Origin of the sequence: Streptomyces sp. NPDC000983 (genome assembly GCF_040299205.1) — a bacterium.
GTDB lineage: Bacteria > Actinomycetota > Actinomycetes > Streptomycetales > Streptomycetaceae > Streptomyces.
On record NZ_JBEPBM010000013.1, the window covers coordinates 82,927 to 106,971 of the forward strand.

Sequence of the window (24,045 nt, forward strand, 5' to 3'; positions counted from 1 at the left end):
CAAGCATCTTGATGTGAAGGTAAATCTGGGGGATGCTGGAGGCATGACGACGCCCACGTGGAACCCCGCCCAGTACCTGCGTCACGCCGATCACCGGGCCCGCCCGTTCGCGGACCTCCTGGCGCGCGTCCCCGAACCGCCGTCCGGCCGGCCCCGGATCGCGGACCTGGGCTGCGGCCCCGGCAACGCCACCGCCCGGCTCACCGAGCGCTGGCCCGCCGCCCGGGTCACGGGCTACGACAACTCGCCCGAGATGCTCGCCAGGGCCGCCGCCCACGCCGGGCCCACCCCGGGCGGCGGCAGCCTGGACTTCGCCCACGCCGACGTCCGCACCTGGGTGCCCGGGGAGCCGTTCGACCTGATCGTCAGCAACGCGACCCTGCACTGGGTGCCGGACCACGCGGACCTCTTCCCCGCCTGGATCGCCGGGCTCGCCCCCGGCGGCACCCTCGCCTTCCAGGTCCCCGGCAACTTCGACTCCCCGAGCCACCGGCTGATGCGCGAGCTGGCCCGGGCCCCGCGCTGGCGGGACCGCCTGGCGCACGCCCTGCGCCACGACGGGGCGATCCTCACCCCCACGGCCTACCTGGACCGCCTGGCGGCCCTCGGCTGCCCGGAGACGGACGTGTGGGAGACGACGTACGTCCATCTGCTGACCGGAGAGGACCCGGTCCTGGACTGGGTGAAGGGCACCGGGCTGCTGCCCGTCCTCACCGCGCTCGCCGACGACGTCCCGGCGCGGGACGCCTTCGTGGAGGAGTACCGGGCGGCCCTGCGCGAGGCGTATCCGTCGGGCCCGCACGGCACGCCGTTCCCGTTCCGCCGGGTCTTCGCGGTCGCCCGCAAGGAGGGCTAGGACTTGCGGCGCCCTATCAGGTGCGGCTTGGCCTCCAGGCCGTCCAGGCCGTGCCAGGCCAGGTTCACCAGGTGGGCCGCCACCTCCGCCTTCTTCGGGCGCCGGACGTCCAGCCACCACTGGCCGGTCAGGGCGACCATGCCGACCAGGGCCTGGGCGTAGAGGGGGGCCAGCTTGGGGTCGAAGCCGCGGCTCTTGAACTCGCGGCCCAGGATGTCCTCCACCTGGGTGGCGATGTCCGAGATCAGCGAGGCGAAGGAGCCCGTCGACTGGGGGATCGGGGAGTCGCGGACCAGGATGCGGAATCCGTCCGTGTACTCCTCGATGTAGTCCAGCAGGGCGAAGGCGGCCTGCTCGCACAGCTCACGCGGGTGCCCCGCGGTCAGGGAGCCGGTGACCATGTCCAGCAGCCGGCGCATCTCCCGGTCCACCACGACCGCGTACAGGCCCTCCTTGCCGCCGAAGTGCTCGTACACCACCGGCTTGGAGACCCCGGCCTTCGCCGCGATCTCCTCGACCGAGGTGCCCTCGAACCCCTTCGCGGCGAACAGGGTGCGACCGATCTCCAGCAGCTGCTGGCGGCGCTCCGCACCGGTCATCCGGGTACGGCGCGCGCGCCGGGGCTTCTCGTTGCTCGGGGTACTGCTGGAGTCGGTCGCCACGCCGTCAATCATGCCGCCTTCGCGGCCTCCGCCCCGCGCCGGGAGCCGTCATCGGCGGTGTTGCGGCGCGAATCGATACGCGAGCGTGACGGCCACCGCACGTCGTACGCCCAGCCGGCCAGCTCGAACCAGCGGATCAGCCGCGCGGAGGAGTCGATCTGCCCGCGCATCACGCCGTGCCGCGCCGAGGTGGGGTCGGCGTGGTGCAGGTTGTGCCAGGACTCGCCGCAGGACAGCACCGCCAGCCACCACACGTTGCCCGAGCGGTCCCGGGACTTGAAGGGGCGCTTGCCGACCGCGTGGCAGATGGAGTTGATCGACCAGGTGACGTGGTGGAGCAGCGCCACCCGGACCAGGGAGCCCCAGAAGAAGCCGGTGAACGCGCCCCACCAGGACATCGTCACCAGACCGCCGATCAGGGCCGGCAGGGCCAGCGAGAGCATCGTCCACCACAGGAACTGGCGGGAGATCGCGCGGATCGCCCGGTCCTTGATCAGGTCCGGCGCGTACTTGTCCTGCGGGGTCCGCTCCTCGTCGAACATCCAGCCGATGTGGGCCCACCACAGGCCCTTCATCAGGGCCGGGACGGTCTCCCCGTAGCGCCAGGGGGAGTGCGGGTCGCCCTCGGCGTCGGAGAACTTGTGGTGCTTGCGGTGGTCGGCGACCCAGCGGACCAGGGGACCCTCGACGGCCATCGAGCCCGCGACGGCCAGCGCGATGCGCAGCGGGCGCTTCGCCTTGAAGGAGCCGTGGGTGAAGTAGCGGTGGTAGCCGATCGTGACGCCGTGGCAGGCGAGGTAGTAGAAGAACACCAGCAGGCCGAGGTCGAGCCAGCTCACACCCCAGCCCCAGGCCAGCGGCACGGCCAGGGCGAGGGCCGCGAAGGGGACGACGATGAAGCCCGCCAGCGCGAGCTGCTCCACCCTCCCCTTCTTGTCGCCGCCGAGCGTGGCTGAGCGAATCGGGGTGTCGTCGTCCGCCCGCGGGGCGTCTTCGATCACATCGGAGCTCGTGGTCATGGGCGTCCCCTGTGGGGTCGAGGGTGTGAGGTGAGCCGATGGCTCCGGAAACCGTTCCCCGGTCCGGTGACCAGGATTCCTACGGTTGCGTAACCTACGGCGACGTAAGTATGGCAGCGCGTCGCCCGGCGGCAAGAGCCCGTGAGTCCGGGCTCGGCACGGACACATATCCTGGAGTCGGTCGGACAGCGCGGTCCGCTCTGATTTCTTCCCGGATGTCCGGCCCGTATGCGGCAGCCGCCGCGCGTGACGTACTACCGGGTTCCCTCCAGACGAGCTTCAACACTGCAAGGAGCCGCACCTGTGAGCAGTGCCGACGACCTGACTACGAGCACCCCGTCGACCAGCGAGTTGCGCGCCGACATCAGGCGCCTGGGCGATCTCCTGGGCGAGACCCTCGTCCGGCAGGAGGGTCCGGACCTTCTCGACCTGGTCGAGAGGGTGCGCCGACTCACCCGCGAGGACGGCGAGGCCGCGGCGGAGCTGCTGCGCGGCACCGAGCTCGACACCGCGGCCAAGCTGGTGCGCGCCTTCTCCACCTACTTCCACCTCGCCAACGTCACCGAGCAGGTGCACCGCGGCCGCGAGCTGCGCGCCCGGCGCTCCGCCGAGGGCGGTCTGCTGGCCCGTACGGCGGACCGGCTCAAGGACGCCGACCCCGAGCACCTGCGCGCGACGGTGAAGAACCTCAACGTCCGCCCGGTCTTCACCGCGCACCCCACCGAGGCCGCGCGCCGGTCGGTGCTGAACAAGCTCCGGCGCATCGCCGCGCTGCTGGAGACCCCGGTCATCGAGTCCGACCGCCGGCGCTACGACATCCGGCTGGCCGAGAACATCGACCTCGTCTGGCAGACCGACGAGCTGCGCGTGGTCCGTCCCGAGCCCGCCGACGAGGCCCGCAACGCCATCTACTACCTGGACGAGCTGCACGCGGGCGCCGTCGGCGACGTGCTGGAGGACCTCACCGCCGAGCTGGAGCGGGTCGGCGTCAGGCTCCCCGACGACACCCGCCCGCTCACCTTCGGCACCTGGATCGGCGGCGACCGCGACGGCAACCCGAACGTCACCCCGCAGGTCACCTGGGACGTGCTGATCCTCCAGCACGAGCACGGCATCAACGACGCCCTGGAGATGATCGACGAGCTGCGCGGCTTCCTGTCGAACTCCATCCGCTACACCGGGGCGACCGAGGAGCTGCTGGACTCGCTGCGCAGCGACCTCGAACGGCTGCCCGAGATCAGCCCCCGCTACAAGCGCCTCAACGCCGAGGAGCCGTACCGGCTCAAGGCCACCTGCATCCGGCAGAAGCTGGAGAACACCAAGACGCGCCTGGCCAAGGGCATCCCGCACGAGGAGGGCCACGACTACCTGGGCACCAGCGAGCTGCTGGCCGACCTCACGCTGATCCAGACCTCGCTGCGCGAGCACCGCGGCGGTCTGTTCGCCGACGGCCGGATGGACCGCACGATCCGCACGCTGGCCGCCTTCGGCCTCCAGCTCGCCACGATGGACGTCCGTGAGCACGCGGACGCCCACCACCACGCCCTCGGCCAGCTCTTCGACCGGCTCGGCGAGGAGTCCTGGCGGTACACGGACATGCCGCGCGAGTACCGGGGCAAGCTGCTCGCCAAGGAGCTCAGGTCGCGCCGTCCCCTCGCGCCCACCCCGGCCCCGGTGGACGCGGCCGGCGAGAAGACCCTCGGGGTCTTCCAGACCGTCAAGCGGGCGCTGGAGGTCTTCGGGCCCGAGGTCATCGAGTCGTACATCATCTCGATGTGCCAGGGCGCCGACGACGTGTTCGCGGCCGCCGTGCTGGCGCGCGAGGCCGGGCTGATCGATCTGCACGCCGGCTGGGCGAAGATCGGCATCGTGCCGCTGCTGGAGACCACCGACGAGCTCAAGGCCGCCGACACGATCCTGGAGGACATGCTCTCGGACCCGTCCTACCGGCGCCTGGTCGCGCTGCGGGGCGATGTCCAGGAGGTCATGCTCGGCTACTCCGACTCCTCCAAGTTCGGCGGCATCACCACCTCCCAGTGGGAGATCCACCGCGCCCAGCGCCGGCTGCGCGACGTCGCCCACCGCTACGGCGTACGGCTGCGGCTCTTCCACGGCCGCGGCGGCACCGTCGGCCGCGGCGGCGGCCCCTCGCACGACGCGATCCTCGCCCAGCCCTGGGGCACCCTGGAGGGCGAGATCAAGGTGACCGAGCAGGGCGAGGTCATCTCCGACAAGTACCTGGTGCCGTCGCTGGCCCGGGAGAACCTGGAGCTGACCGTCGCGGCCACGCTCCAGGCGTCCGCGCTGCACACCGCGCCCCGCCAGTCCGACGAGGCGCTCGCCCGCTGGGACGCCGCGATGGACGTCGTCTCGGACGCCGCGCACGCCGCGTACCGCAGGCTCGTGGAGGACCCGGACCTGCCGACGTACTTCCTCGCGTCGACGCCGGTGGACCAGCTCGCCGACCTGCACCTCGGCTCGCGGCCCTCCCGCCGCCCCGGCTCGGGCGTCTCCCTGGACGGCCTGCGGGCCATCCCGTGGGTGTTCGGCTGGACCCAGTCGCGGCAGATCGTGCCCGGCTGGTTCGGCGTCGGCTCCGGTCTGAGGGCGCTGCGCGAGGCGGGCCTGGACACCGTCCTCGACGAGATGCACGAGCAGTGGCACTTCTTCCGCAACTTCATCTCCAACGTGGAGATGACGCTCGCGAAGACGGACCTGCGCATCGCCCAGCACTACGTCGACACCCTCGTCCCCGACGAGCTCAAGCACGTGTTCGACGTCATCAAGGCCGAGCACGAGCTGACCGTGCGGGAGGTGCTGAAGGTGACGGGCGAGGCGGAACTGCTCGACGCCGCCCCGGTGCTGAAGCAGACCTTCTCCATCCGGGACGCCTACCTGGACCCGATCTCCTACCTCCAGGTCGCCCTGCTCAAGCGCCAGCGCGACGCGGCGGCCTCGGGCGAGGAGGCGGACCCGCTGCTCTCCCGGGCGCTGCTGCTGACGGTGAACGGCGTGGCGGCGGGCCTGCGCAACACCGGCTGACGTCCGCGTCAGGCGCCACGGTGCCCCCGAGCCTCGTACGGCTCGGGGGCACTTTCGTGTGCCGGGCGGGCCGTCACATCGTCAGGAACGCGGCCGTGAGCAGGACGACGCCCGTGCCGGCCAGCACCTGCGCGGCGCGGGCGCGCCGCAGTCCGCCGGCCACCACCACCGAGGCCAGCAGCAGGGCGCCGCCGAGCGGGACCCAGGCGTAGACGATGCCGGCGGGGCCGGAGCGGACCACCTCGTCGCTGTCCGGTTTGACGACGACCGTGTAGGTCCGCCCCTTGCGGACCGCGGCCGTGTGCGCGATGACGACGCGGTCCCGGCGCTGCGAGCCCTGCGACAGGGGCGTGTAGGGGCCGGTGCAGGTGTCCTCGGCGCAGCGGGTCACCTCGACGGTGCCGCTCTCACGGCCCTTGGTGAGCATGACGTGCTGGGCGGTCCCCCAGGACGCCCACACACCCGCGACGAGGATCAGCGCCGCGACCGTACCCATGGCGGCGACGCGCCCGAACCGGAGCGCGGCCGAGGCGCCCTGGCCGGACTTGGCGGCAGTTGGCATGGCCGCGATCTTTGGCCATTGCGTTGCCCAAAGTCAATGTCGCTCCGAACGGGAACTACGGCGGCGCCGCACGCCATTCCTAAAATGTACGGACGGCGCGCGGCGCCTCGGGGCCGGGGGACGGGGGAGACCGATGAGCACGCTGTTGTTCGTCCATGGCACGGGTGTACGACGCCCCGCCTACACCGGGATGCTGAACCTGTTGCGCGACACCCTGGCCGTGCACGCCCCCGGCGCGCGGGTCGAGGAGTGCTACTGGGGCGACGCGTTCGGCGTGCCCGAGGGCGTGGGCGCCGCCGCGCTGCCCGGAGCGGAACCCGCGACCGGAACCGGAACCGACCCCGTACCCGGAACCGACCCCGAACCCGGGATTGTCCCCGCCCTGCCCGACGCCGAGTCCGTGCCCGCCGCCGACCTCCCCGACGACGACCGCGCCGCCCTGGTGTGGGGCCTGCTCTACGAGGACCCCCTCGCCCCGCTGCGCCGCGCCGACGGCGGCGGCATCGTCGCCGACCGCACCGGCCCCCAGGTGGCCCGCCGCGCCCGGACCCTGGCCGCCGACCCGCCCGAGGCCCTCGCCGCGCTCCTCACCGGCCAGGCGCTGCGGGACGAGTTCGCCGCCTCCGTCACCGCCGTCCTCGACAGCCCCGAGGGCCGCCTGGCCGTCACCCACGGCCTCGGCCCCGGCGAACTCCCCGCCGCCCTCGCCACCGCCGTCGTCGCCCACCTCCTCGGCGGCGCCCAGCACCGCGGCACCCCCGTGCTGTGGAGCACCGACCGGCGCGACGAGGCCGTGCGCGCCGTCACCAGCGCCCTCGGCGGCGTCCCGCGCGGCGCCGTCGACCGCGCCGTGCTGCGCGCCTCCTGGTGGACCGCCCGCCGGTTCGGGGTGCTGGGCAGGCTGGAGAAGAACCGCGCCGAACTGATGACCGGCGTCCACCCCAGGCTCGGCGACGTCCTGAAGTACCTGGCCCGCGGCCACCGGCTGCGCGCCTTCGTCAAGGAGCGGCTCGCCCGGATCCCGTCCGGTGACGGGCCCGTCGTCCTGCTCGGGCACAGCCTCGGCGGCATCGCGGCCGTCGACCTGCTGATCGAGGAGGAGGGCACGGGCGTCGGCCACCTCGTCACCGTCGGCACCCAGGCCGCCCACCTGCACGAGATCGGCGCCCTGCCCTGCCTCGACCCGGGCGCCCCGCTGCCCGGGCACTTCCCCGCCTGGACCAACTTCCACGACCGGCGCGACCTGCTCGGCTTCGCCGCCGCCCCCGTCTTCCCGCGCCGCGTCCAGGACGTGGAGATCAACACCACCGAGCCCTTCCCGGCCGCCCACAGCGCCTACTTCGCCGACCGCGGGTTCCAGCACAGGCTGGCGGCCCTCCTGCGGGACGGCGTATGAGCGGGGAGCTGTCGGGGATCGCCCCCGAGCGGACCCGGGCGATCCTGGTGGGCGCCGAGCGCTACGGCAACGACCCCTTCCCCGACCTCGACGGCTGCGCCCGGGACGCCCTCGGCCACGCCAGCTGGCTGCGCGCGGGCGGCGTCCCCGCCGACCACATCCGGCTCTGCGTCACCCCCCTCGACCACAACCGGGAGCGCACCGAGGCCGCCGCCCGCGAACTCGGCATCCCCCTGCTCGGCGCCGACTACGCGACCGTCCGCCGCGTCATCGGGGAGAAACTGCCCGAGTGGGACGCCGACCTGCTCTGGTTCGGCTGGAGCGGCCACGGCGCCATCACCTCCGGCGCCGCCCGCCACCTGCTCGTCCACGCCGACGCCAGACGGTACGGGCGGGCCGCCGCCCTCGACACCGCCAACCTCCAGAACGCCCTGCTGCACAGCCCCCGTTACCAGCGCATCCGGCACAAGGTCGTCTCCATCGACGCCTGCCGCAACCACGTCGAGAACCTCGACGCCTTCGGTGAGGACCGCATCGGCACGCCCCCGCCCGCGCCCACCGCCAGCCGCCTGCTGCTCCTGCACGCCACCCAGGACGGCGACATCTCCTGGGGCGACGAGCGCGGCGGCGCCTTCACCCGCGCCCTGCTCGCCGAACTCACCGCCGCGAAGGACCCCTGGCCGCCCGACCCCCGGCCGCTGATCGAGCGCGCCCGCGCCCGGATGGCCGCCGACACCGACGCCGTCCAGATCCCCGCCATCGACGCCCGCACCTGGGACGCCGAACCCCTGCACTACGCCGGGTACCGCCCCCGCACCCGCCCCTCCTGGCTGCTCACCACCGAGCAGGTCCTGCGCTCCCTCGGCAACCGGGCCACCTACCTCACCAACGACGTCCTGCCCTACGTCGCCCCCGGCGACGCCACCCACCCGGCCCGCCCCGAGAACCTGCTCGCCCGCCTCGACGACCCCGCCCGCGGACGCCTCGGCGCCCCCGGCTGCGGGCTGCTCCTCACCGGCCTCGCCGGCGCCGGAAAGACCCGTACCTGTCTGGAGACCGCCGCCCTCGCCGAGCGCACCGGCTGGCAGGTGCTCCACATCCACCAGGCCGCCGGGGTCTCCGCCCGGGTCCTGTTCGAGGAGATACAGGAGGAGTTGAAGGACCGTCAGGACCAGCGTCTGCTCCTGGTCCTGGACTACCTCGACCAGTCCGGACTCGAACTGCGCGAACTCGCCGACCTGCTGCACGCCGAGCGCGCCGAGGGCGCCCGCATCGCCTGCCTGGCCTCCGTCCGCCCCGGCGCCCTGGCCGCCGTACGGGCCCGCGGGTCGCGCACCCTGTTCGAGGAGGAGGCGCTCGAACAGGACGAGACGTATCTGCGGTCCGTCGCCACCAGTATCTTCGAGCGGGTCGCCCCCGACGCCCGGACCGTCTGGGGCGAGGACATGGCCGAGATCTGCGGCACCCGCCCGATGTTCGCCCTGCTGCTCGCCGTCGCCTTCGAGGGCACCGCCGACGAGCGCGACCGGCGCGGGCCGCGCCCCGCCGTGCGGCCCCCCGCCGAACTCGTCGACTGGCTGTACCGGCGCACCCGCGACGACATCGCCTCGGCCGACCACGGCCCCGCCGCCCGCGGTGCGCCCGACCCCGTCCTGATCCAGGCCAGCGCGCTGGCCGCCCTCGCCTGTGTGCAGCGGCGCGACGCCGTCGAGGACACCGTCGACCGCTTCCTCGGCACCGGGCCCCGCACCCGGCACACCGGCGAGAGCATCGTCGACAACCTTCAGGCCCTCGGCTGGCTCGTCGCGGCCACCGACGGCCCCGACACCGTCGACACCCTCCACGACATCGTCACCGACCAACTCCTCGAACAGAGCTGCCTGCCCGGGGTGCACACCGTCGACACGCCCGTCCTGCGGGCCTTCCTCGACGCCCTCCTCGGCGACCTGACCAGCTTCCGGCGCGCCGTCGGCCACCTCGGCCGCTGGGCGCACGACCAGGAGGAGCCGGTCCGCAAGAAGCTCGACGGCACCCTGTCGAAATGGCTCGGCGCACAGGCCGCCGAAGTCCTCGCGCTGCTGCTGTCCGCCCCCGACCAGGGCATGCGCACCCTGGTCTCGATGATCTCCGCCACGCCCTGGCAGCAGGGCGTCCTCGACACCTGGGACACCCTCGTCGGCCCCTGGATCACGCGGACCGCCCAGCCCGCCCTCCTCCGGGTCCTGCTCACCGTCGCCCTGCGCAACAGCCCCCGTCCCACTCCGCGCTTCCTCCTCGACCAGGCCCGCGCCTGGCTCGACCGGCACACCACCGACGACCTCGACGCCATCCAGCTGATCAGCGCCCTGCGCCGGACCGAGGACCTCGACGACGACCTCCGCGCCCACCTCGAACCCCTCACCCGCACCTGGCTCCGCGCCCACGGCGGGGCCCGCGAGGCCCGCTACGCCCTGCTCGCCCTGCTCCAGAGCGACGACGACACCCCCCTCGACCAGGGCCTCCTCGACGAGGTCACCCACACCACCATCGCCCTCGCCCACCAGCTGCGCCGCGAACCGGCCATCGAACGCCTGATCGTCGCCCTGGTCCGCACCGCCCGCCCCGACCGGGACGACAGCAACCTCCTCTACAGCACCGCCCGGGACTGGCTGGAGGTGTACCGCGGCCAGGAGCGCGCCACCTTCCTGATCTCCGCCGCCCTGCGCCGACGCGACCCCGAGGTCCGCCCCGGCCTCGTCGAGCAGATGTGCCGCTACGCCCTGGACTGGCTGGAGAGCCACGGCCGCAAGGCGGACGCCTGCTTCGTCCTGCACGACCTCCTCAGCCGCCGCGGCATGTCCGCGGCGATGGAGAAGGCCGCCGTCGGCCACGCCCTGACCTGGCTCGGCCGCCACGGACCGGTCCCGCAGGCGTCGTTCGTCCTCCAGCCACTGCTGCACGCCCTGCGCCGGCAGCGGGCCGGCGCCGACCCCGACCACCTCGCCCGGGCCGTCGGCCACGCCCTGATCTGGATCGACGACCACCGCACCGAACCCCACGCCGACTTCGTCATACGCTGCGTCCTGGAATGGCAGGGCCTGGCCACCCGGGACCTCGACGAGTCCACCATCGTCGAGCGGACCCTGGAGCGGGCCGTCGGCTGGCTCGCCGCCTTCGGCGCCGAGGCCGACGACGACCGGCTGCTGAAGGCCGTCTTCTTCCGCACCCAGTCCCTGACGGAGGCACAGACCGCCGCCGTCGCCGCCGTCGCCCTGAGCCGGCTGCCCGGACCGCCCGGCGTCCCCGCGGACGGCGACCGCCACATCATCGGCGGCCTGCTGCGCGCCCGCCCGCTCACCCCGGCGGCCACCCGGGACGCGCTGGCCCGCGCCGACGCCTGGCTCACCGCCCACGGCACCGGCCTGGAGGCGTCCCTGGTCCTCGGCCCGTACCTGCTCCTCGCCCAGGGCGAGAACACCTCCGACGACGACCGCAGCACCGGCGCGACCTTCGCCCTTGAGTGGCTGCGCACCCACGGCCGCACCCCGCAGGCGTTCCCCGTGCTGCGCAAGATGCTCTTCTACTGGGGCGTCCCCACCGAGACCCTCGACGCCACCGAGGCCATGCGGACCGCCGTCGACCACATCCTCGACTGGCTGGAGGACCCCGAGGCACACGGCCCCCGCCCCGCCCCGGACCCCGGCGACGACGGCGCGGAGGAGGAGCCCGCCGCGCGCCTCCCGGACGACCCCGAGGCCGAGGCCTCGGCCGACCCCGAGTTCTACCGCCGGCAGGTCCTCGTCCGGGTGCTGTTCCGCTTCGGCTCCCGGCTGACCGTCGCCCAGGCCGAGCGCGCCGCCGACATCGCGCTGCGCCTCTACCGCGACCGGACCCGCAAGGCCCTCGGCGACGACAACGCCCTGCACTACCTGCACCAGTTGCCGCCGCTGGCACCCGAGACCGAGCGGCGACTGCTGCGCCAGGTCCGGCGGGTCCTGGCCCCCGGGACCGGCGACCCGGGGGACGCGCGCCTCCTCCAGGCCGTCGTACGGCGGCTGCGTCCGTCCGCCGACCCCGATCCGCGGATCGTGGTGCGGATACTGACCTGGCTGGAGCGGCATCACCTGGTCCGCGAGGCGGGCTTCGTGATCTGCCATCTGGTCCAGTTCGAGCAGCTGGCGCCGGAGGCCCGGCGGTCCACCGTCGCCCACGCCCGCGCCTGGCTCGGTCCGCACGCCGGCACCGAGGACGCCGCCTACGTCCTGGCCGCGCTGCTGCACCACCTGGAGTACGTCGGCGCCGCCGACGACGGGACCGTCGGCCAGGCCCTGGAGTGGCTGGCCGGGCACCGGCTGAGCCCGCCCGCCTGGCGGGTGGTCTCCCGCCTCGCCACCTACGGACCCGCGGCGGAACACCGCGGGACCCTGCACGGGTACGCCCTCGACTGGGCCGCCGCCAACCCGGACGCCCCCGGCGACCACGACCGCCTGATGTCGGCCTTCACCCGGCAACCCGGAGACCCGGCCGAGGACGGGGGAGAGGACCCACCGGGGCTCGGCGGCGCTACGAGTTGTACGTCCCCTGCGCCCGCTCCAGCCCCTCGATGACCAGGCACTCCACCGCGTCCGCCGCCCGGTCCACGAAGTAGTCCAGCTCCTTGCGCTCGGCCGCGGAGAAGTCCTTCAGGACGAAGTCGGCGACCGGCATCCGCCCCGGAGGCCGGCCGATCCCGAACCGGACCCGGTGGTAGTCCGGCCCCATGGCCTTCGTCATCGACTTCAGCCCGTTGTGCCCGTTGTCCCCGCCGCCCAGCTTCAGGCGCAGGGTGCCGTGGTCGATGTCCAGCTCGTCGTGGACGGCGACGATGTGGTCGACGGGCACCTTGTAGAAGTCCTTCAGCGCGTTCACCGGCCCGCCGGAGAGGTTCATGAACGACATCGGCTTCACCAGGACCACCCGCCGGTTCAGCGGCCCGGGCGGCCCGATCCGGCCCTCCACGACCTGCGCCTGCGCCTTGCCGGCCCGCTTGAACCTCCCGCCGATCCGCTCGGCCAGCAGGTCCGCGACCATGAACCCGACGTTGTGCCGGTTCAGCGCGTACTCGGGGCCGGGGTTGCCGAGGCCGGCGATCAGCCAGGGTGCGCTCGGGTCGGAAGTCACGTCCATGTCTCCTCCATAGGCCACAGCCGCCGCTTCCGGGGGAAACGGCGGCTGTGAATCCGCTGTGGGCAAGCCGGTCCGCCGACCGGGCTCGCGATCAGGCCTCGGCGGCCTCTTCGCCCTCGGCGGCCTCGCCCTCGGGGGCCTCCTCGGCCTGCGCGGCCAGGACCTGCAGGACGACGGCGTCCTCGTCGACGGCCAGGGTGACGCCCTTGGGCAGGGTGATGTCCTTGGCGAGGACGGAGGAGCCGGCCTCCAGGCCCTCGACGGAGACGGTGACGCCCTCGGGGATGTGGGTGGCCTCGGCCTCGACCGGAAGCGCGTTGAGCACGTGCTCCAGCAGGTTGCCGCCGGCGGCCAGCTCGCCCTCGGCGTGGACCGGGATCTCGACGGTGACCTTCTCGCCGCGCTTCACGAGCAGCAGGTCGACGTGCTCCAGGAAGCCCTTGATCGGGTCACGCTGCACGGACTTCGGGATCGCCAGCTCGTTGCCCTTGCCGTCGATGTCCAGGGAGATCAGGACGTTCGGCGTGCGCAGCGCGAGCAGCAGCTCGTGGCCCGGGAGGGTCAGGTGCTGCGGGTCGGTGCCGTGGCCGTAGAGGACGACGGGAACCTTGGACTCGCGGCGGATGCGGCGGGCGGCGCCCTTGCCGAACTCGGTGCGGGACTCGGCGGCGAGCTTGACCTCGGACATGTGGATCACTCCTCGTAGGGTGAGAGACGGACAGGTCACCCGGCCACGAACGGCCTGCTACGAAGAGCGCGTCGATAACGGACCGCCATACCCCGAACAGACGGGTACGGCCTCCCTCGCCGAGCAACCTGAGCAGTCTACTCGGCGGGGAGGCCGTACCCAAAAGGATCTTCGAGGAGCCTCTACTGCTCGTCGAACAGGCTGGTCACCGAGCCGTCCTCGAACACCTCGCGCACCGCGCTGGCGATCGTCGGCGCGATCGACAGCACCGTGATCTTGTCCAGGTCGTCCGCCAGCTCGCCCGGGGTGGGCAGCGTGTTGGTGAACACGAACTCGCTCACCCGCGAGTTCTTCAGCCGGTCCGCGGCGGGACCGGAGAGCACGCCGTGGGTGGCCGTCACGATGACGTCCTCCGCACCGTGCGCGAACAGGGCGTCCGCCGCGGCGCAGATCGTGCCACCGGTGTCGATCATGTCGTCGACCAGGACGCACACCCGGCCCTTGACCTCGCCCACGACCTCGTGGACCGTCACCTGGTTCGCCACGTCCTTGTCGCGCCGCTTGTGCACGATGGCCAGCGGCGCGCCGAGCCGGTCGCACCAGCGGTCCGCGACCCGTACCCGGCCGGCGTCCGGCGAGACCACGGTGAGCTTCTCGCGGTCGACCTTCTTGCCCACGTAGTCGGCGAGCAGCGGCAGCGCGAAGAGGTGGTCCACGGGGCCGTCGAAGAAGCCCTGGATCTGGTCGGTGTGCAGGTCGACCGTGAGGATGCGGTCGGCGCCCGCGGTCTTCATCAGGTCCGCGATCAGGCGCGCCGAGATGGGTTCACGGCCGCGGTGCTTCTTGTCCTGCCGCGCGTAACCGTAGAACGGCACGATGACGGTGATGGAGCGGGCCGAGGCGCGCTTCAGGGCGTCGATCATGATCAGCTGCTCCATGATCCACTGGTTGATCGGAGCCGTGTGGCTCTGGATCACGAAGCAGTCCGCACCACGCGCCGACTCCTCGTAGCGCACATAGATCTCGCCGTTGGCGAAGTCGAAGGCCTTGGTCGGGACGACCCCGACCCCCAGCTGGTGGGCGACCTCCTCGGCAAGCTCGGGGTGGGCGCGGCCGGAGAAGAACATCATCTTCTTCTCGCCGGTCGTCTTGATCCCGGTCACAGCACTGTCTCCTCAGAGGTGTCTCAGCTGGATGCGAGAGGCCTTGCCAGCCCGTCCCGGCTGGCGTGAACGGCCGTCTCAGCTGGTTGGGTGCGGATGTGCACTTATCACGGTACGCCGTCGTGGACGTGCCTGTTTCCAGTCAGCTTTCGCCTTCCGGCTCCCGGGACGCGCTCTCGGCGGCCTTCGCCGCGGCGCTGCCCGGACGCTTGCGGGCCACCCAGCCCTCGATATTCCTTTGCTGGCCACGGGCCACGGCCAGGGAACCGGGCGGCACGTCCTTGGTGATCACGGACCCGGCGGCGGTGTAGGCACCGTCCCCGATCGTGACGGGAGCCACAAACATGTTGTCCGAGCCCGTGCGGCAGTGCGACCCGATCGTCGTGTGGTGTTTGTCCTGTCCGTCGTAGTTCACGAAGACGCTGGCGGCACCGATGTTGGTGTGGTCGCCGATGGTCGCGTCGCCCACGTAGGACAGGTGCGGGACCTTGGTGCCCTCGCCGATCGAGGCGTTCTTGGTCTCGACGTAGGTACCGATCTTGCCCTTGGCGCCCAGCCGGGTCCCCGGCCGCAGGTACGCGTACGGGCCCACGGTCGCCTCCGCGCCGACCTCGGCCCGGTCCGCCACCGTGTTGTCCACCCGCGCGCCCGCCCCGACCCGGGTGTCGGTCAGCCGGGTGTTCGGCCCGACCTCGGCACCGGCGCCGACGTGGGTGGTGCCGAGCAACTGCGTGCCCGGGTGGACGAGGGCGTCCTGCTCGAAGGTCACCGCGACGTCGACCCAGGTGGTCGCCGGGTCCACGACCGTCACGCCGGCCAGCATCGCCTCGTTGAGCAGGCGGTCGTTGAGGGTCCGCCGCGCCTCGGAGAGCTGCACGCGGTTGTTGATGCCGGCGATCTCCCGGTGGTCGCCGGCCACGCAGGCCCCGACCCGGTGCCCGGCCTCGCGCAGGATGCCGAGCACGTCGGTGAGGTACTCCTCGCCCTGGCTGTTGTCGGTGCGGACCTTGCCGAGCGCGTCGGCGAGCAGCCGGCCGTCGAAGGCGAAGACCCCGGAGTTGATCTCGCGGATCGCCCGCTGGGCGTCGTCGGCGTCCTTGTGCTCCACGATCGCGGTGACGGCGCCCGAGGCCGCGTCCCGCACGATCCGCCCGTACCCGGTGGCGTCGGGGACCTCGGCGGTCAGCACGGTCACGGCGTTGCCGTCGCCGGAGTGGGTGGCGGCGAGGTCGCGCAGCGTCGCGCCGGTGAGCAGCGGGGTGTCGCCGCAGACGACGACGACGGTCCCGTCGACGGTGCCGCCGAGCTCCTCCAGGGCCATCCGTACGGCGTGCCCGGTGCCGTTCTGCTGCGCCTGCACCGCGGTGCGCACCGCGGGGTCGGCCTCGGCGAGGTGGGCGGTGACCTGCTCGCGGGCGTGGCCGACGACCACGACCAGGTTCTCGGGCTGCAACTCGCGGGCGGCGGCGAGCACATGGCCCACCAGGGAACGGCCACAGATCTCGTGCAGGACCTTGGGTGTGGCCGACTTCATACGGGTGCCCTCACCCGCTGCGAGAACGACGACGGCTGCCGGGCGAATGGCGCTCACGGAGTTGCCCTTCGGCTTTTGGGATGGGGTGGGACATCCGCAGGATACCGGGGCGTTTCGTGGGGGATATGAGAGCGGGCCCCGACTCAACTGTCAGGGCCCGGAACGTGCGTTGGCTCCCCCGCCAGGACTCGAACCCGGACAAATGGCACCAAAAGCCACGGTGCTGCCAATTACACCACGGGGGAATGAACCCGATGGAACCGGACGATCGGTCAGGTCACCGGACGGCGTCCCCCACTATGCCGTACCGGGCGCCTTCCGTGCGACGGTACGAGTCGGCGAAGGCGTCACGGAGGGCGGAATTGGATCTTCCGGGGTCGAACGGTGAGCGATTCGGCAGTTCGAGGGATTTCGGACGTCGATATCGCCGTTCCACCGGGCGCCGTGGTGTAGGCCAGTCGTCGAAAGTCACCGGAAATCCGGCGCTCACCGCCCGTAGGCTGGAGCCATGACCACGACGGGGGAAGACCACGCCGCGGACCGGGCAGGGCCCGGACCCTGGTGGTGGGACAGGTGGCGCAGTGCGGCATTGGACATCGCTCTGGCCGCCGTGTCCGCGCTGGAATGCGGGGCGAAAGGGTTCGCCTTCGCCGCGGACGCGGGGATACCGCGCTTCGTGGGTGTGCTCTTCGGGGTGCTGGCCGGCTCGGTGCTGGTGGTGCGGCGGCGCTGGCCCATCGCCGTCGTCCTGGTGTCCATCGCGGTGATGCCGGCCCAGATGGGCTTCCTGATGATCGTCGTGGGTCTGTACACCCTCGCCGCCTCGGAACTGCCCCGGCGGATCATCGCCGCGCTGGCCGGGATGTCGCAGATCGGGATGCTGATCGTGACGTTCGTCTGGCTGCGCCAGGGCGTGGACCAGGGCGACCTGCAGTTCGGGGACTGGTTCGTGCCGATCGGCGCGATCACCACCTCGCTCGGTATGACGGCGCCGCCCGTGCTGCTCGGGCTGTACGTGGGCGCCCGGCGGCGGCTGATGGAGTCGCTGCGGGAGCGGGCGGACTCCCTGGAGCGGGAGCTGCAACTGCTCGCGGAACGCGCCGAGGAGCGCGCGGAGTGGGCGCGCGGCGAGGAGCGGACGCGGATCGCGCGCGAGATGCACGACGTGGTCGCGCACCGGGTGAGCCTGATGGTCGTGCACGCGGCGGCGCTCCAGGCCGTCGCCCGCAAGGACCCGGAGAAGGCCGTGAAGAACGCGGCCCTGGTGGGCGACATGGGCCGGCAGGCCCTGACGGAACTGCGCGAGATGCTCGGCGTGCTGCGGGCCGCCGACGGCCGTACCGAGCGGCGCGCGGCCGTGCCGCTGGCCGCGGTGGGCGCCGCCGCGGCGGCCGCGGCCTCCCGCGCCGCCGGGGGCGAGGGACCGCCGGCCTCGGCCGAGGGGCCGTGTCTGTCGGAACTGGACGAACTGATCGGGCAGTCGGCCGCGGCCGGGATGGTGGTCAACCTCTCCGTCGAGGGCGACGCCCGCGCCTACGCGCCGGAGGTCGAGCAGACGGCGTACCGGGTGGTCCAGGAGGCGCTGACCAACGTCCACAAGCACGCGGCGGGCGCGAAGACGCACGTACGGCTCGCGCACCGGATGGCCGAGATCGCGATGCAGGTGGAGAACGAGCCGCCGCCCGAGGTGACCTCCGGCTCCCTGGCCCGGCTGCCGTCCGGCGGCAACGGCCTGGTCGGCATGAAGGAGCGGGTCTCCGCCCTGGGCGGCGTCTTCGTCTCCGGTCCGACGGACGCCGGGGGCTTCCGGGTGTCGGCGGTGATCCCGGCGGCGTAGGTCGCGCCGGTCCCTTGCCACCCGCCCGCCCACCCCGCTCGGCGGCGCCGGGCATGCACGCGCGTTGTCCTGTCGGCGGGGCTGTGCGGCGCGGGCTCGGGCGGCGTGGGGTCAGTCGTTGCATTGCCGCCCGCTCGGCGGCGCCCGGCACGCGTGCTTGCCGTGCTGGCGATGGGGCCGTGTGGCCTTGGCTCGCGCGGGTCCGGCTCCGTGGGCTGGTCGTTCCGTTGCTGTCGGCCCGGCGGTGCCGGGTATGCGTGCGCGTTGTCGTGTTGGCGGGGCTGTGTGACTGCGCTGATCAGGCTTGCGCGGGGTCTTGGCGGCGTGGGCCGTCCGCTCGGCGCTGCCCGGTGCGCATGCTCGTCGTGCCGGCGACGGGGCGCTGTGTGGCCCTGGCTCGTGCGGGTCCGGCTCCGTAGGGCTTGTCGTCCCGTTGCCGTTGGCCCCGCGGTGCCGTGCATGCATGCGCGTTGTCCCGCTGACAGGGCTGTGTGACCTGCGCTCGATCAGGCTTGCGCGGGGTCTTGGCGGCGTGGTGCCGGTCGTCCCGTTGTCGTTCGCTCGGCGGTGTCGGTATGCGTGCTTGCCGTGCTGGCGAAGGGTTGTGTGACCGGTGCTCGATGAGGCCGGCGGGGGCTCGGGTGGCGTGTTGTCCCGTTGGACTCTGGCCGGCGGCGCTGGGCCATGCATGTTTGCCGCGTCGGCGACGGGGTTGTGTGAGCCCGCGCTCGGGCGGTGTGGGGCGTGTTGTCCCCTTGCCGTCTGTCCGGCGGTGCCGGCACGCACGCTCGGCGCGTCGGCGACGGGGCTGTGTGACCCGCGCTCGGACAGGCTCGCGCGGGGCCCGGCGGCGTCCCACAGGCTTTCTGCGGGCTCACGCAGCGGGGGCCGCCGGAGGTCGCCGGGCCGGTCCGCGGGTGGAGGACAGGAAGGCGACGACGGGTCTTCGGGGCCGGTTTCTCCGCGGCAGCGGGCCCGTGGGGGTCAGCCCGCTGTCAGGCGGGTCGGTTCCGTGCCTGCTACGAGGGTGGTGAGGGCCAGGTCGATGTCCGGGCCGAGGTACCAGTCGCCGGTGTGGTCGAGGGTGTAGACGCGGCCCTCGGCGTCGATGGCCAGCAGGGCGTGGGTGTCGGTCTCGGTGCCGAGGGGGCAGACCTCGGTGTCCAGGGCGCGGCCGAGGTCGCCGAGGGTGCGGGCCATGTGCAGGCCGTGCAGCGGGTCGAGGTGGACGGCGGCCGGGGCGACCTGGCGGCCGGGGCCGGGGGGCGTCAGGCGCAGTCCGCCGAACTCCGCCCACGCCTCCACCGCGGCGGGGAAGACGGTGTGCCGGTGGCCCGCCGGCGAGGCGTGCTCGCGCAGGGCGTCGGCCCAGATCTCGGCCTGCTTGATGTCCCAGCGGCCGGGCTGCCAGCCGGCGGCGCGCAGGGCGGCGTCGACGGGTACGGCGAAGCGGGTGGTGGAGGTACGGGGATCCGGAAGCATCTGCCTTCAATCGTGCGGGTACGGGGGCGCGGGCCTCAGCCGTCGGTCGCGGGGTCGACGACCCGGACGCCGAAGTGCGCGCTGAGGGCCGTACAGGCGCGGCACGGGGCGGCGAAGCTGCCGTGCAGCGGGTCGCCGTCCTCACGGATGCGGCGCGTGGTGAGCTTGGCCTGCCTCAGAATCTTGCGGGCCTCGCCGTTGGACAGCGGTTTGCGGGCGGCACGTTTGCTGCGGGCGGCGTCCGCGGTGGTCAGGTGCCGGGAGATGAGGATCGTCTCGGCGCAGCGGCCGGTGAACCGGTCGCGCTGGGCGCTGGTGAGCGTGTCCAGGAAGTCCTGGACCAGCGGGTGCAGCGCGGGCGGCAGGTCGCCGCGGGCGGCGGTGCCGGTGAGGGTGGCACCGCGCACCGACAGGGCGGCGGCGATGGTGGGGAGTATGCCGTCGCGGCGGTGGCGCAGGGCAGGGGCGTGCGGCGCCTCGGTGGCGCTCCAGCCGACCCGGGGGTCGCCGGACGTGCCGGATCTCGCACCCCCGTGCGGTCCTGTCTGCGTCGCGTTCATGATCGTCATCCCCTCCCGAGCATCCCCCCGGATCTCACAGAGTGCCAAACGGCGTGGCTGGTGCGGAAGCTGGGGCCGTGCGACACGCCCGGGTTTGGGCAGGCTGTCACGATGGGGTGACGGCTGGTCACGGAAGCGGAGGGGCCCTGACCGGGGCCCGGTGACCCGTGTCGTCCTACGGCATAGGCTGTCGGCACCGCCATCCATGCGGCCTACGCGTGGAGACAGACGATACGGGGCGCAGCGGCCTAGGCCGGACATTGCGTGCCGTACCAGGATGCCGCAGGGGGCAACTGCCATGACGACAGGTCGGCTCGGGCTGGGAGCACCTCCCGGCCGCCAGGCCGGGGAACACACCGTGCCGCCGAACGCGCCCTACGCCGGGCAGGTCGTGCACTTCCCGGACCCGGTCAGGGCAGCCCGCCACCCCAGGGGGGTGCGGATGGACGAGCACGGGTATCCCGACTTCTCGCCCTACGCGCGCGCGGCCGCCGAGATCGCCGATCCGCCGGAGGGCTTCGGCGTCGACGAACTGCGCCTGACCGACTACGTGTCGGCGAACGCGGCGCTGTCGGCGACCGGCCACGAACTGTGGGACACGGTGCCGTCGGTGGCCACGCCGCACGGCTGGACGTGGCACCACGTCCTGGGCTCGCGGCGGCTGGAGCTGGTCCCGGTCGAGGTGAAGGCCCTGCTGCGGCACCACGGCGGCATCGCGACGGCGGCCGTCGACCAGGACAAGCGGGGCACCCGGCCGCTCCAGGAGACGCGCCCCGCCCACATAGGGCTGCCGAAGTCCGGTACCGCGGTGAGCGAGGCGCAGGTGCTGGGCGTCGAGGAGGACCTCGGCTACCGGCTGCCCGGCGCCTACCGCTCGTTCCTGAAGGCGGCGGGCGGCTGCGCGCCGGTGGGCACCGCGCTCGACGCGGAGCTGGGCCTCCTGATCGACCAGCCGTTCTTCACGGTGCGCGACGAGGCCGCCGTCAACGACCTGGTCTACGTCAACAAGTGCCTGCGCGACCACCTGACCAAGGACTACCTGGGCGTCGGCTTCGTCCAGGGCGGCCTGCTGGCCGTGAAGGTCAAGGGCGAGCGCATCGGCTCGGTGTGGTTCTGCGCCTACGACGACGCCCGTGACGTCGATCCCTCGTGGGCGCCGGCCGACCGGGTGGCGCGGCTGCTGCTGCCCTGCGGTGACGACTTCGACGCCTTCCTCTCCAGGCTGGCGGGATCGCCGCCGGAGTTGGAGACGGTGGCGAACCTCATGGTCGACGGCGGCTTCGCCCGCGCCGTGCCGGTGTCTACCTCCGTGTCTGGGGAGTGAGTTTCGCAATGGTGACGTTCGCTCAGGCGCAGGAGCGCGCCGAGGAGTGGATCAACGGCGAGGTGCCGTCGTACCAGCATCGTGAGGTGCGGGTGCGGGAGTTCGAACTCGGGTTCGTGGTGTGGGCCGAGGACCGCGCCGACGGACCCCGCTCGGACGGCGGCGCGCAGCGGCTCGTCATCGCCCGCGACAGCGGGGAGGCCACCCTGTGGCCCGCGCTGCCGGTGGGCGAGGTGATCCGCCGCTACGAGGAGGAGTACGGCCGCCCCGAGGCCGCCGAGGAACCCGCGCCGGCGCCCGCCGCGCGCGTGGACCTCAACCAGACGTCGTTCCTGCTGACTCCGCCGGAGTGGTTGCAGGAGGCCGCGGACCAGATGGGCATCCCCGGGCGCCGCAGCGGTGGCGACACCTCCGGGGGCGCCGCCTCCGGTGCCGCGGCGGATTCCGGTTCGCTGCCGCAGACCCAGGCGGGGGTGCCGGGTTCGGGTTCGCTTCCGCAGACCCAGGCCGGGGTGCCCGGCTCGGGGGCCGCGGCGGCCGCGGCGACGCCGACTCCCGCGCCGGGGGCGCCTGTCGCCGACGGTGCGGGTACGGGTCCGGGTGCTGGTGCGGCCGCCTGGCCGGACGCCGGTGCGAGTGACGGTGCGGGCGCGCCCGCGACGCCTCCGGTTCCGGCTCCGGCTCCGGCTCCCGCGGGGGCGACCCCGTGGGCCGGTACGGACACCAACGCCGACGCCGGCGACGACCGTTCCGTACCGCTGCCCCTGACCGTGTTCGCGCCGCCGCTGAGCGGCACCGACGACAACACGCCGCCGCCCGTCGCGCCGGATGCGAAGACGGCGCTGATCTCCGGCGGCAGCCAGCTTCCGCCGACGGCGGTCACACCGTCGCTCGGCGGCCAGAACGCGCCGGGTACGCCCCCGCACGGCGCCCCCGCGCCGGGTGCCACGCCTCCGCCCGCCGCTCCCGGACCGCGGACCCCCGACCGCCCGCTCGCCCCGAACGCCGGTGACATCGCCGACGCCGCGACGAGCAAGGCGGCACCGCCGCGCCGCGCGCCGGGCGGCGCCACCCCGCCGCCCCCGCCGGGCGTCCCCGGCGCCCCGGGCGCCCCGGGCGTCCCCGGCGCCACGCCGCCTCCGGGAGCCCCCGCCGGCGGGTACCAGCCCACGCAACTGGTCTCCGCGCTCGGCCCCGAGGGCCCCGACGCGCCCGCCGGTCCGCCCGCACCGGCGCCGCCCGGCGCCCCTCGGCCGCCCGGCGCACCCGGTGGCACGCCTCCCGGCGGTGTCCACCACGCCGCCACGATGCTGGCCGACCCGAGCCAGCTGGGCGGTGCCCCCGGCGGCCCCGGAGCCCCGCAGCCCCCCGGCGTCCCCGGCACGCAGACCCCGCCGCCGGGCGGCCCCGCGGCCCCGGGCGCCCCGAGCGCCGGGCGCGGTGCCGTGCACCACGCCGAGACCGTGCTCTCCGCACCCCCGGTGGGCGGCCCCGGCGTGCCTCCGCCGCCGGGCGCCCCGGGCGTCCCCGGCATGGCCCCGGGCGCGCCCCAGCCGCCGATGCCGCCTGGCGCCGTACCGCCGCCCGGGCAGCCGGTCCCCGGTCAGCAGCCCCCGGCGTACGGCTATCCGCAGCCCACCGGTCAGCCGACCGTGGGACCGGGCTACCAGGCCGTGCTGCGCTACCGCGCGCAGGACGGCTCCGAGCAGCAGCTGATCCGGCGTTCGGCGCCGGGCACGCCGCACCCGGAGTGGCAGATCTTCCACGAGCTGCGGGCCATGAACGTGCCGCCGGACCAGGTGCTGGAGCTTCACACCGAACTGGAGTCCTGCGAACTGCCGGGCGCCTACTGCGCGCGGATGATCCGGGAGCAGTGGCCGCAGGCGCGGATCGCGAGCATCGCGCCGTACGGCACGGACCACGCCAGCCGGCAGCAGGGCATGCAGCAGCTGCTCGCGCACCAGGGCGAACTGCACCAGGTGGCGGACGGTCCCGCACGGCTCGCGCCGGCGCGGGCGCCGCTCCAGCCGGTGCCGCCCACGCCCCCGATCCCGCCGGAGGGGATCGCGCAGGAGCTGGCCGCTGCCTTCGGTCCGGGCGTGTTCCGGTTCGAGCAGGCCGCCGTATCCCGGCAGGGGGTGCCGCCGATCGTCGCGCACTCGCTGGTCGTGGCGGGGCTGCCGATGGACATGGGCCCCTTCTTCTGGGCGCAGGCCCAGCCCGGGCGCCCGGTGCCGACGCTGGCGGAGCTCGCGGCCGAGCGCGGGGTGCAGCCGGCCGCGGACGCCGGGTCGTACCTGGTGATGGGCAGCGACTTCGGCCGGGCGCTGTGCGTGCAGTACGGCACGGCCAACATCGTCGCCGTGCCGGTGGAGGCGGGCCCCGGCGGTGCCCCGGTGCCGCCGCAGTTCGTCAACACCGGGCTGCCCGAGTTCCAGCGCTGCCTGGGGCTGCTGGGCCGGATGTGGCGGCTGCGGTTCGGGCTGAACCAGGAGCAGGCGGGCCGCTGGACCGTCGACTTCCAGGCCCAGCTGGCCTCCCTGGACCCGGCGGCGCTCGGTTCGCCGGAGAGCTGGTGGTCGGTGCTGCTGGAGCAGATGTGGGACGGCCTGCTGTGACCCGCCGCCGCTGAGCGGCACACGGGTGAGTGAGCCGGGCCCGGTCGTCGGTGACGACCGGGCCCGGCTTTCGTGTGTCCGGCCCCGACCGGGCGGGGAGTTCGGCACCTGGGCAGGGCAGTGCCCGTGACCTCCGCCCGGAGTGTCGCGTTATGAG

The 24,045-nt window shown here is 73.5% G+C and carries 16 protein-coding genes and 1 tRNA gene; 7 read left to right on the forward strand and 10 right to left on the reverse strand.

The genetic code is table 11. The features are described from left to right. The first annotated feature begins 43 nt into the window (after positions 1-43). Positions 44-856 carry a trans-aconitate 2-methyltransferase gene (locus tag ABT296_RS17225; RefSeq protein ID WP_351928007.1) on the forward strand — a complete coding sequence of 271 codons (813 nt, stop codon included), beginning with the start codon at positions 44-46 and terminating at the stop codon, positions 854-856. Here the strand turns inward: ABT296_RS17225 and ABT296_RS17230 are convergent. Together ABT296_RS17230 and ABT296_RS17235 are read right to left on the reverse strand one after the other, a co-directional pair. Next, on the reverse strand, positions 853-1,530 hold the full coding sequence (locus tag ABT296_RS17230; RefSeq protein WP_351928009.1) for a TetR family transcriptional regulator: 678 nt from the start codon (positions 1,528-1,530) through the stop codon (positions 853-855). The two genes, ABT296_RS17225 and ABT296_RS17230, sit on opposite strands and share 4 nt — an antisense overlap. Next, positions 1,527-2,537, reverse strand: coding sequence for an acyl-CoA desaturase (locus ABT296_RS17235; RefSeq protein ID WP_351928011.1), 1,011 nt, complete (start codon positions 2,535-2,537; stop codon positions 1,527-1,529). Before ABT296_RS17235 ends, ABT296_RS17230 begins: the two co-directional genes overlap by 4 nt. A gap of 303 nt (positions 2,538-2,840) precedes the next feature. Between ABT296_RS17235 and ppc the strand changes: the two genes are divergently transcribed. Next, complete coding sequence (ppc, locus tag ABT296_RS17240) at positions 2,841-5,579, forward strand: phosphoenolpyruvate carboxylase (protein WP_351928013.1); 2,739 nt, start codon at positions 2,841-2,843, stop codon at positions 5,577-5,579. A gap of 73 nt (positions 5,580-5,652) precedes the next feature. Here the strand turns inward: ppc and ABT296_RS17245 are convergent, their stop codons facing one another. Next, positions 5,653-6,141 carry a hypothetical protein gene (locus ABT296_RS17245; RefSeq protein WP_351928015.1) on the reverse strand — a complete coding sequence of 163 codons (489 nt, stop codon included), beginning with the start codon at positions 6,139-6,141 and terminating at the stop codon, positions 5,653-5,655. Between the two features lie 133 nt (positions 6,142-6,274). Here ABT296_RS17245 and ABT296_RS17250 point away from each other — a divergent pair, with 133 nt between their 5' ends. Continuing rightward, positions 6,275-7,537 (forward strand): lipase family protein, encoded by a 1,263-nt coding sequence (locus ABT296_RS17250; protein ID WP_351928017.1) that lies wholly within the window; start codon positions 6,275-6,277, stop codon positions 7,535-7,537. Continuing rightward, entirely contained in the window at positions 7,534-12,123 is a 4,590-nt protein-coding gene (locus tag ABT296_RS17255) for a hypothetical protein (protein WP_351928018.1), read from the forward strand. The genes ABT296_RS17250 and ABT296_RS17255 overlap by 4 nt, the downstream gene beginning before the upstream one ends. On the opposite strand, the gene pth is transcribed toward ABT296_RS17255, so the two are convergent. The 5 genes from pth to ABT296_RS17280 all read right to left on the reverse strand — a co-directional run bounded on the left by pth (position 12,080) and on the right by ABT296_RS17280 (position 16,312). Then, the gene (gene pth / locus ABT296_RS17260; protein WP_351928020.1) at positions 12,080-12,682 is read right to left on the reverse strand and encodes an aminoacyl-tRNA hydrolase; all 603 of its coding nucleotides are present in this window, start codon (positions 12,680-12,682) and stop codon (positions 12,080-12,082) included. The two genes, ABT296_RS17255 and pth, sit on opposite strands and share 44 nt — an antisense overlap. A 91-nt stretch (positions 12,683-12,773) precedes the next feature. After that, the gene (locus tag ABT296_RS17265; protein WP_351928022.1) at positions 12,774-13,370 is read right to left on the reverse strand and encodes a 50S ribosomal protein L25/general stress protein Ctc; all 597 of its coding nucleotides are present in this window, start codon (positions 13,368-13,370) and stop codon (positions 12,774-12,776) included. A 182-nt stretch (positions 13,371-13,552) separates the two neighbouring features. Continuing rightward, positions 13,553-14,533: a ribose-phosphate diphosphokinase gene (locus ABT296_RS17270; protein ID WP_351928024.1), complete on the reverse strand. Its 981-nt coding sequence runs from the start codon at positions 14,531-14,533 to the stop codon at positions 13,553-13,555. 142 nt (positions 14,534-14,675) lie between these two features. Next, the gene (gene glmU / locus ABT296_RS17275; RefSeq protein WP_351928026.1) at positions 14,676-16,124 is read right to left on the reverse strand and encodes a bifunctional UDP-N-acetylglucosamine diphosphorylase/glucosamine-1-phosphate N-acetyltransferase GlmU; all 1,449 of its coding nucleotides are present in this window, start codon (positions 16,122-16,124) and stop codon (positions 14,676-14,678) included. Between the two features lie 113 nt (positions 16,125-16,237). Continuing rightward, positions 16,238-16,312 (reverse strand) — tRNA-Gln (locus ABT296_RS17280). Positions 16,313-16,575: 263 nt separating this feature from the next. On the opposite strand from ABT296_RS17280, the gene ABT296_RS17285 reads away from it, so the two are divergent. Beyond that, on the forward strand, positions 16,576-17,904 hold the full coding sequence (locus tag ABT296_RS17285) for a sensor histidine kinase (protein ID WP_351928028.1): 1,329 nt from the start codon (positions 16,576-16,578) through the stop codon (positions 17,902-17,904). Positions 17,905-18,888: 984 nt separating this feature from the next. Here ABT296_RS17285 and ABT296_RS17290 read toward each other — a convergent pair. Continuing rightward, a complete protein-coding gene (locus ABT296_RS17290; protein WP_351928030.1) occupies positions 18,889-19,386 on the reverse strand; it encodes an SUKH-3 domain-containing protein in 498 nt (165 codons plus the stop codon). A 35-nt stretch (positions 19,387-19,421) separates the two neighbouring features. Then, positions 19,422-19,955, reverse strand: a complete 534-nt coding sequence (locus ABT296_RS17295; protein WP_351928032.1) for a YwqJ-related putative deaminase — start codon at positions 19,953-19,955, stop codon at positions 19,422-19,424. Between the two features lie 289 nt (positions 19,956-20,244). On the opposite strand from ABT296_RS17295, the gene ABT296_RS17300 reads away from it, so the two are divergent. Further along, positions 20,245-21,270, forward strand: coding sequence for an SMI1/KNR4 family protein (locus tag ABT296_RS17300; RefSeq protein WP_351928034.1), 1,026 nt, complete (start codon positions 20,245-20,247; stop codon positions 21,268-21,270). An 8-nt stretch (positions 21,271-21,278) separates the two neighbouring features. Continuing rightward, positions 21,279-23,888 (forward strand): SUKH-4 family immunity protein, encoded by a 2,610-nt coding sequence (locus ABT296_RS17305; RefSeq protein ID WP_351928036.1) that lies wholly within the window; start codon positions 21,279-21,281, stop codon positions 23,886-23,888. The last annotated feature ends 157 nt before the right edge of the window (positions 23,889-24,045 follow it).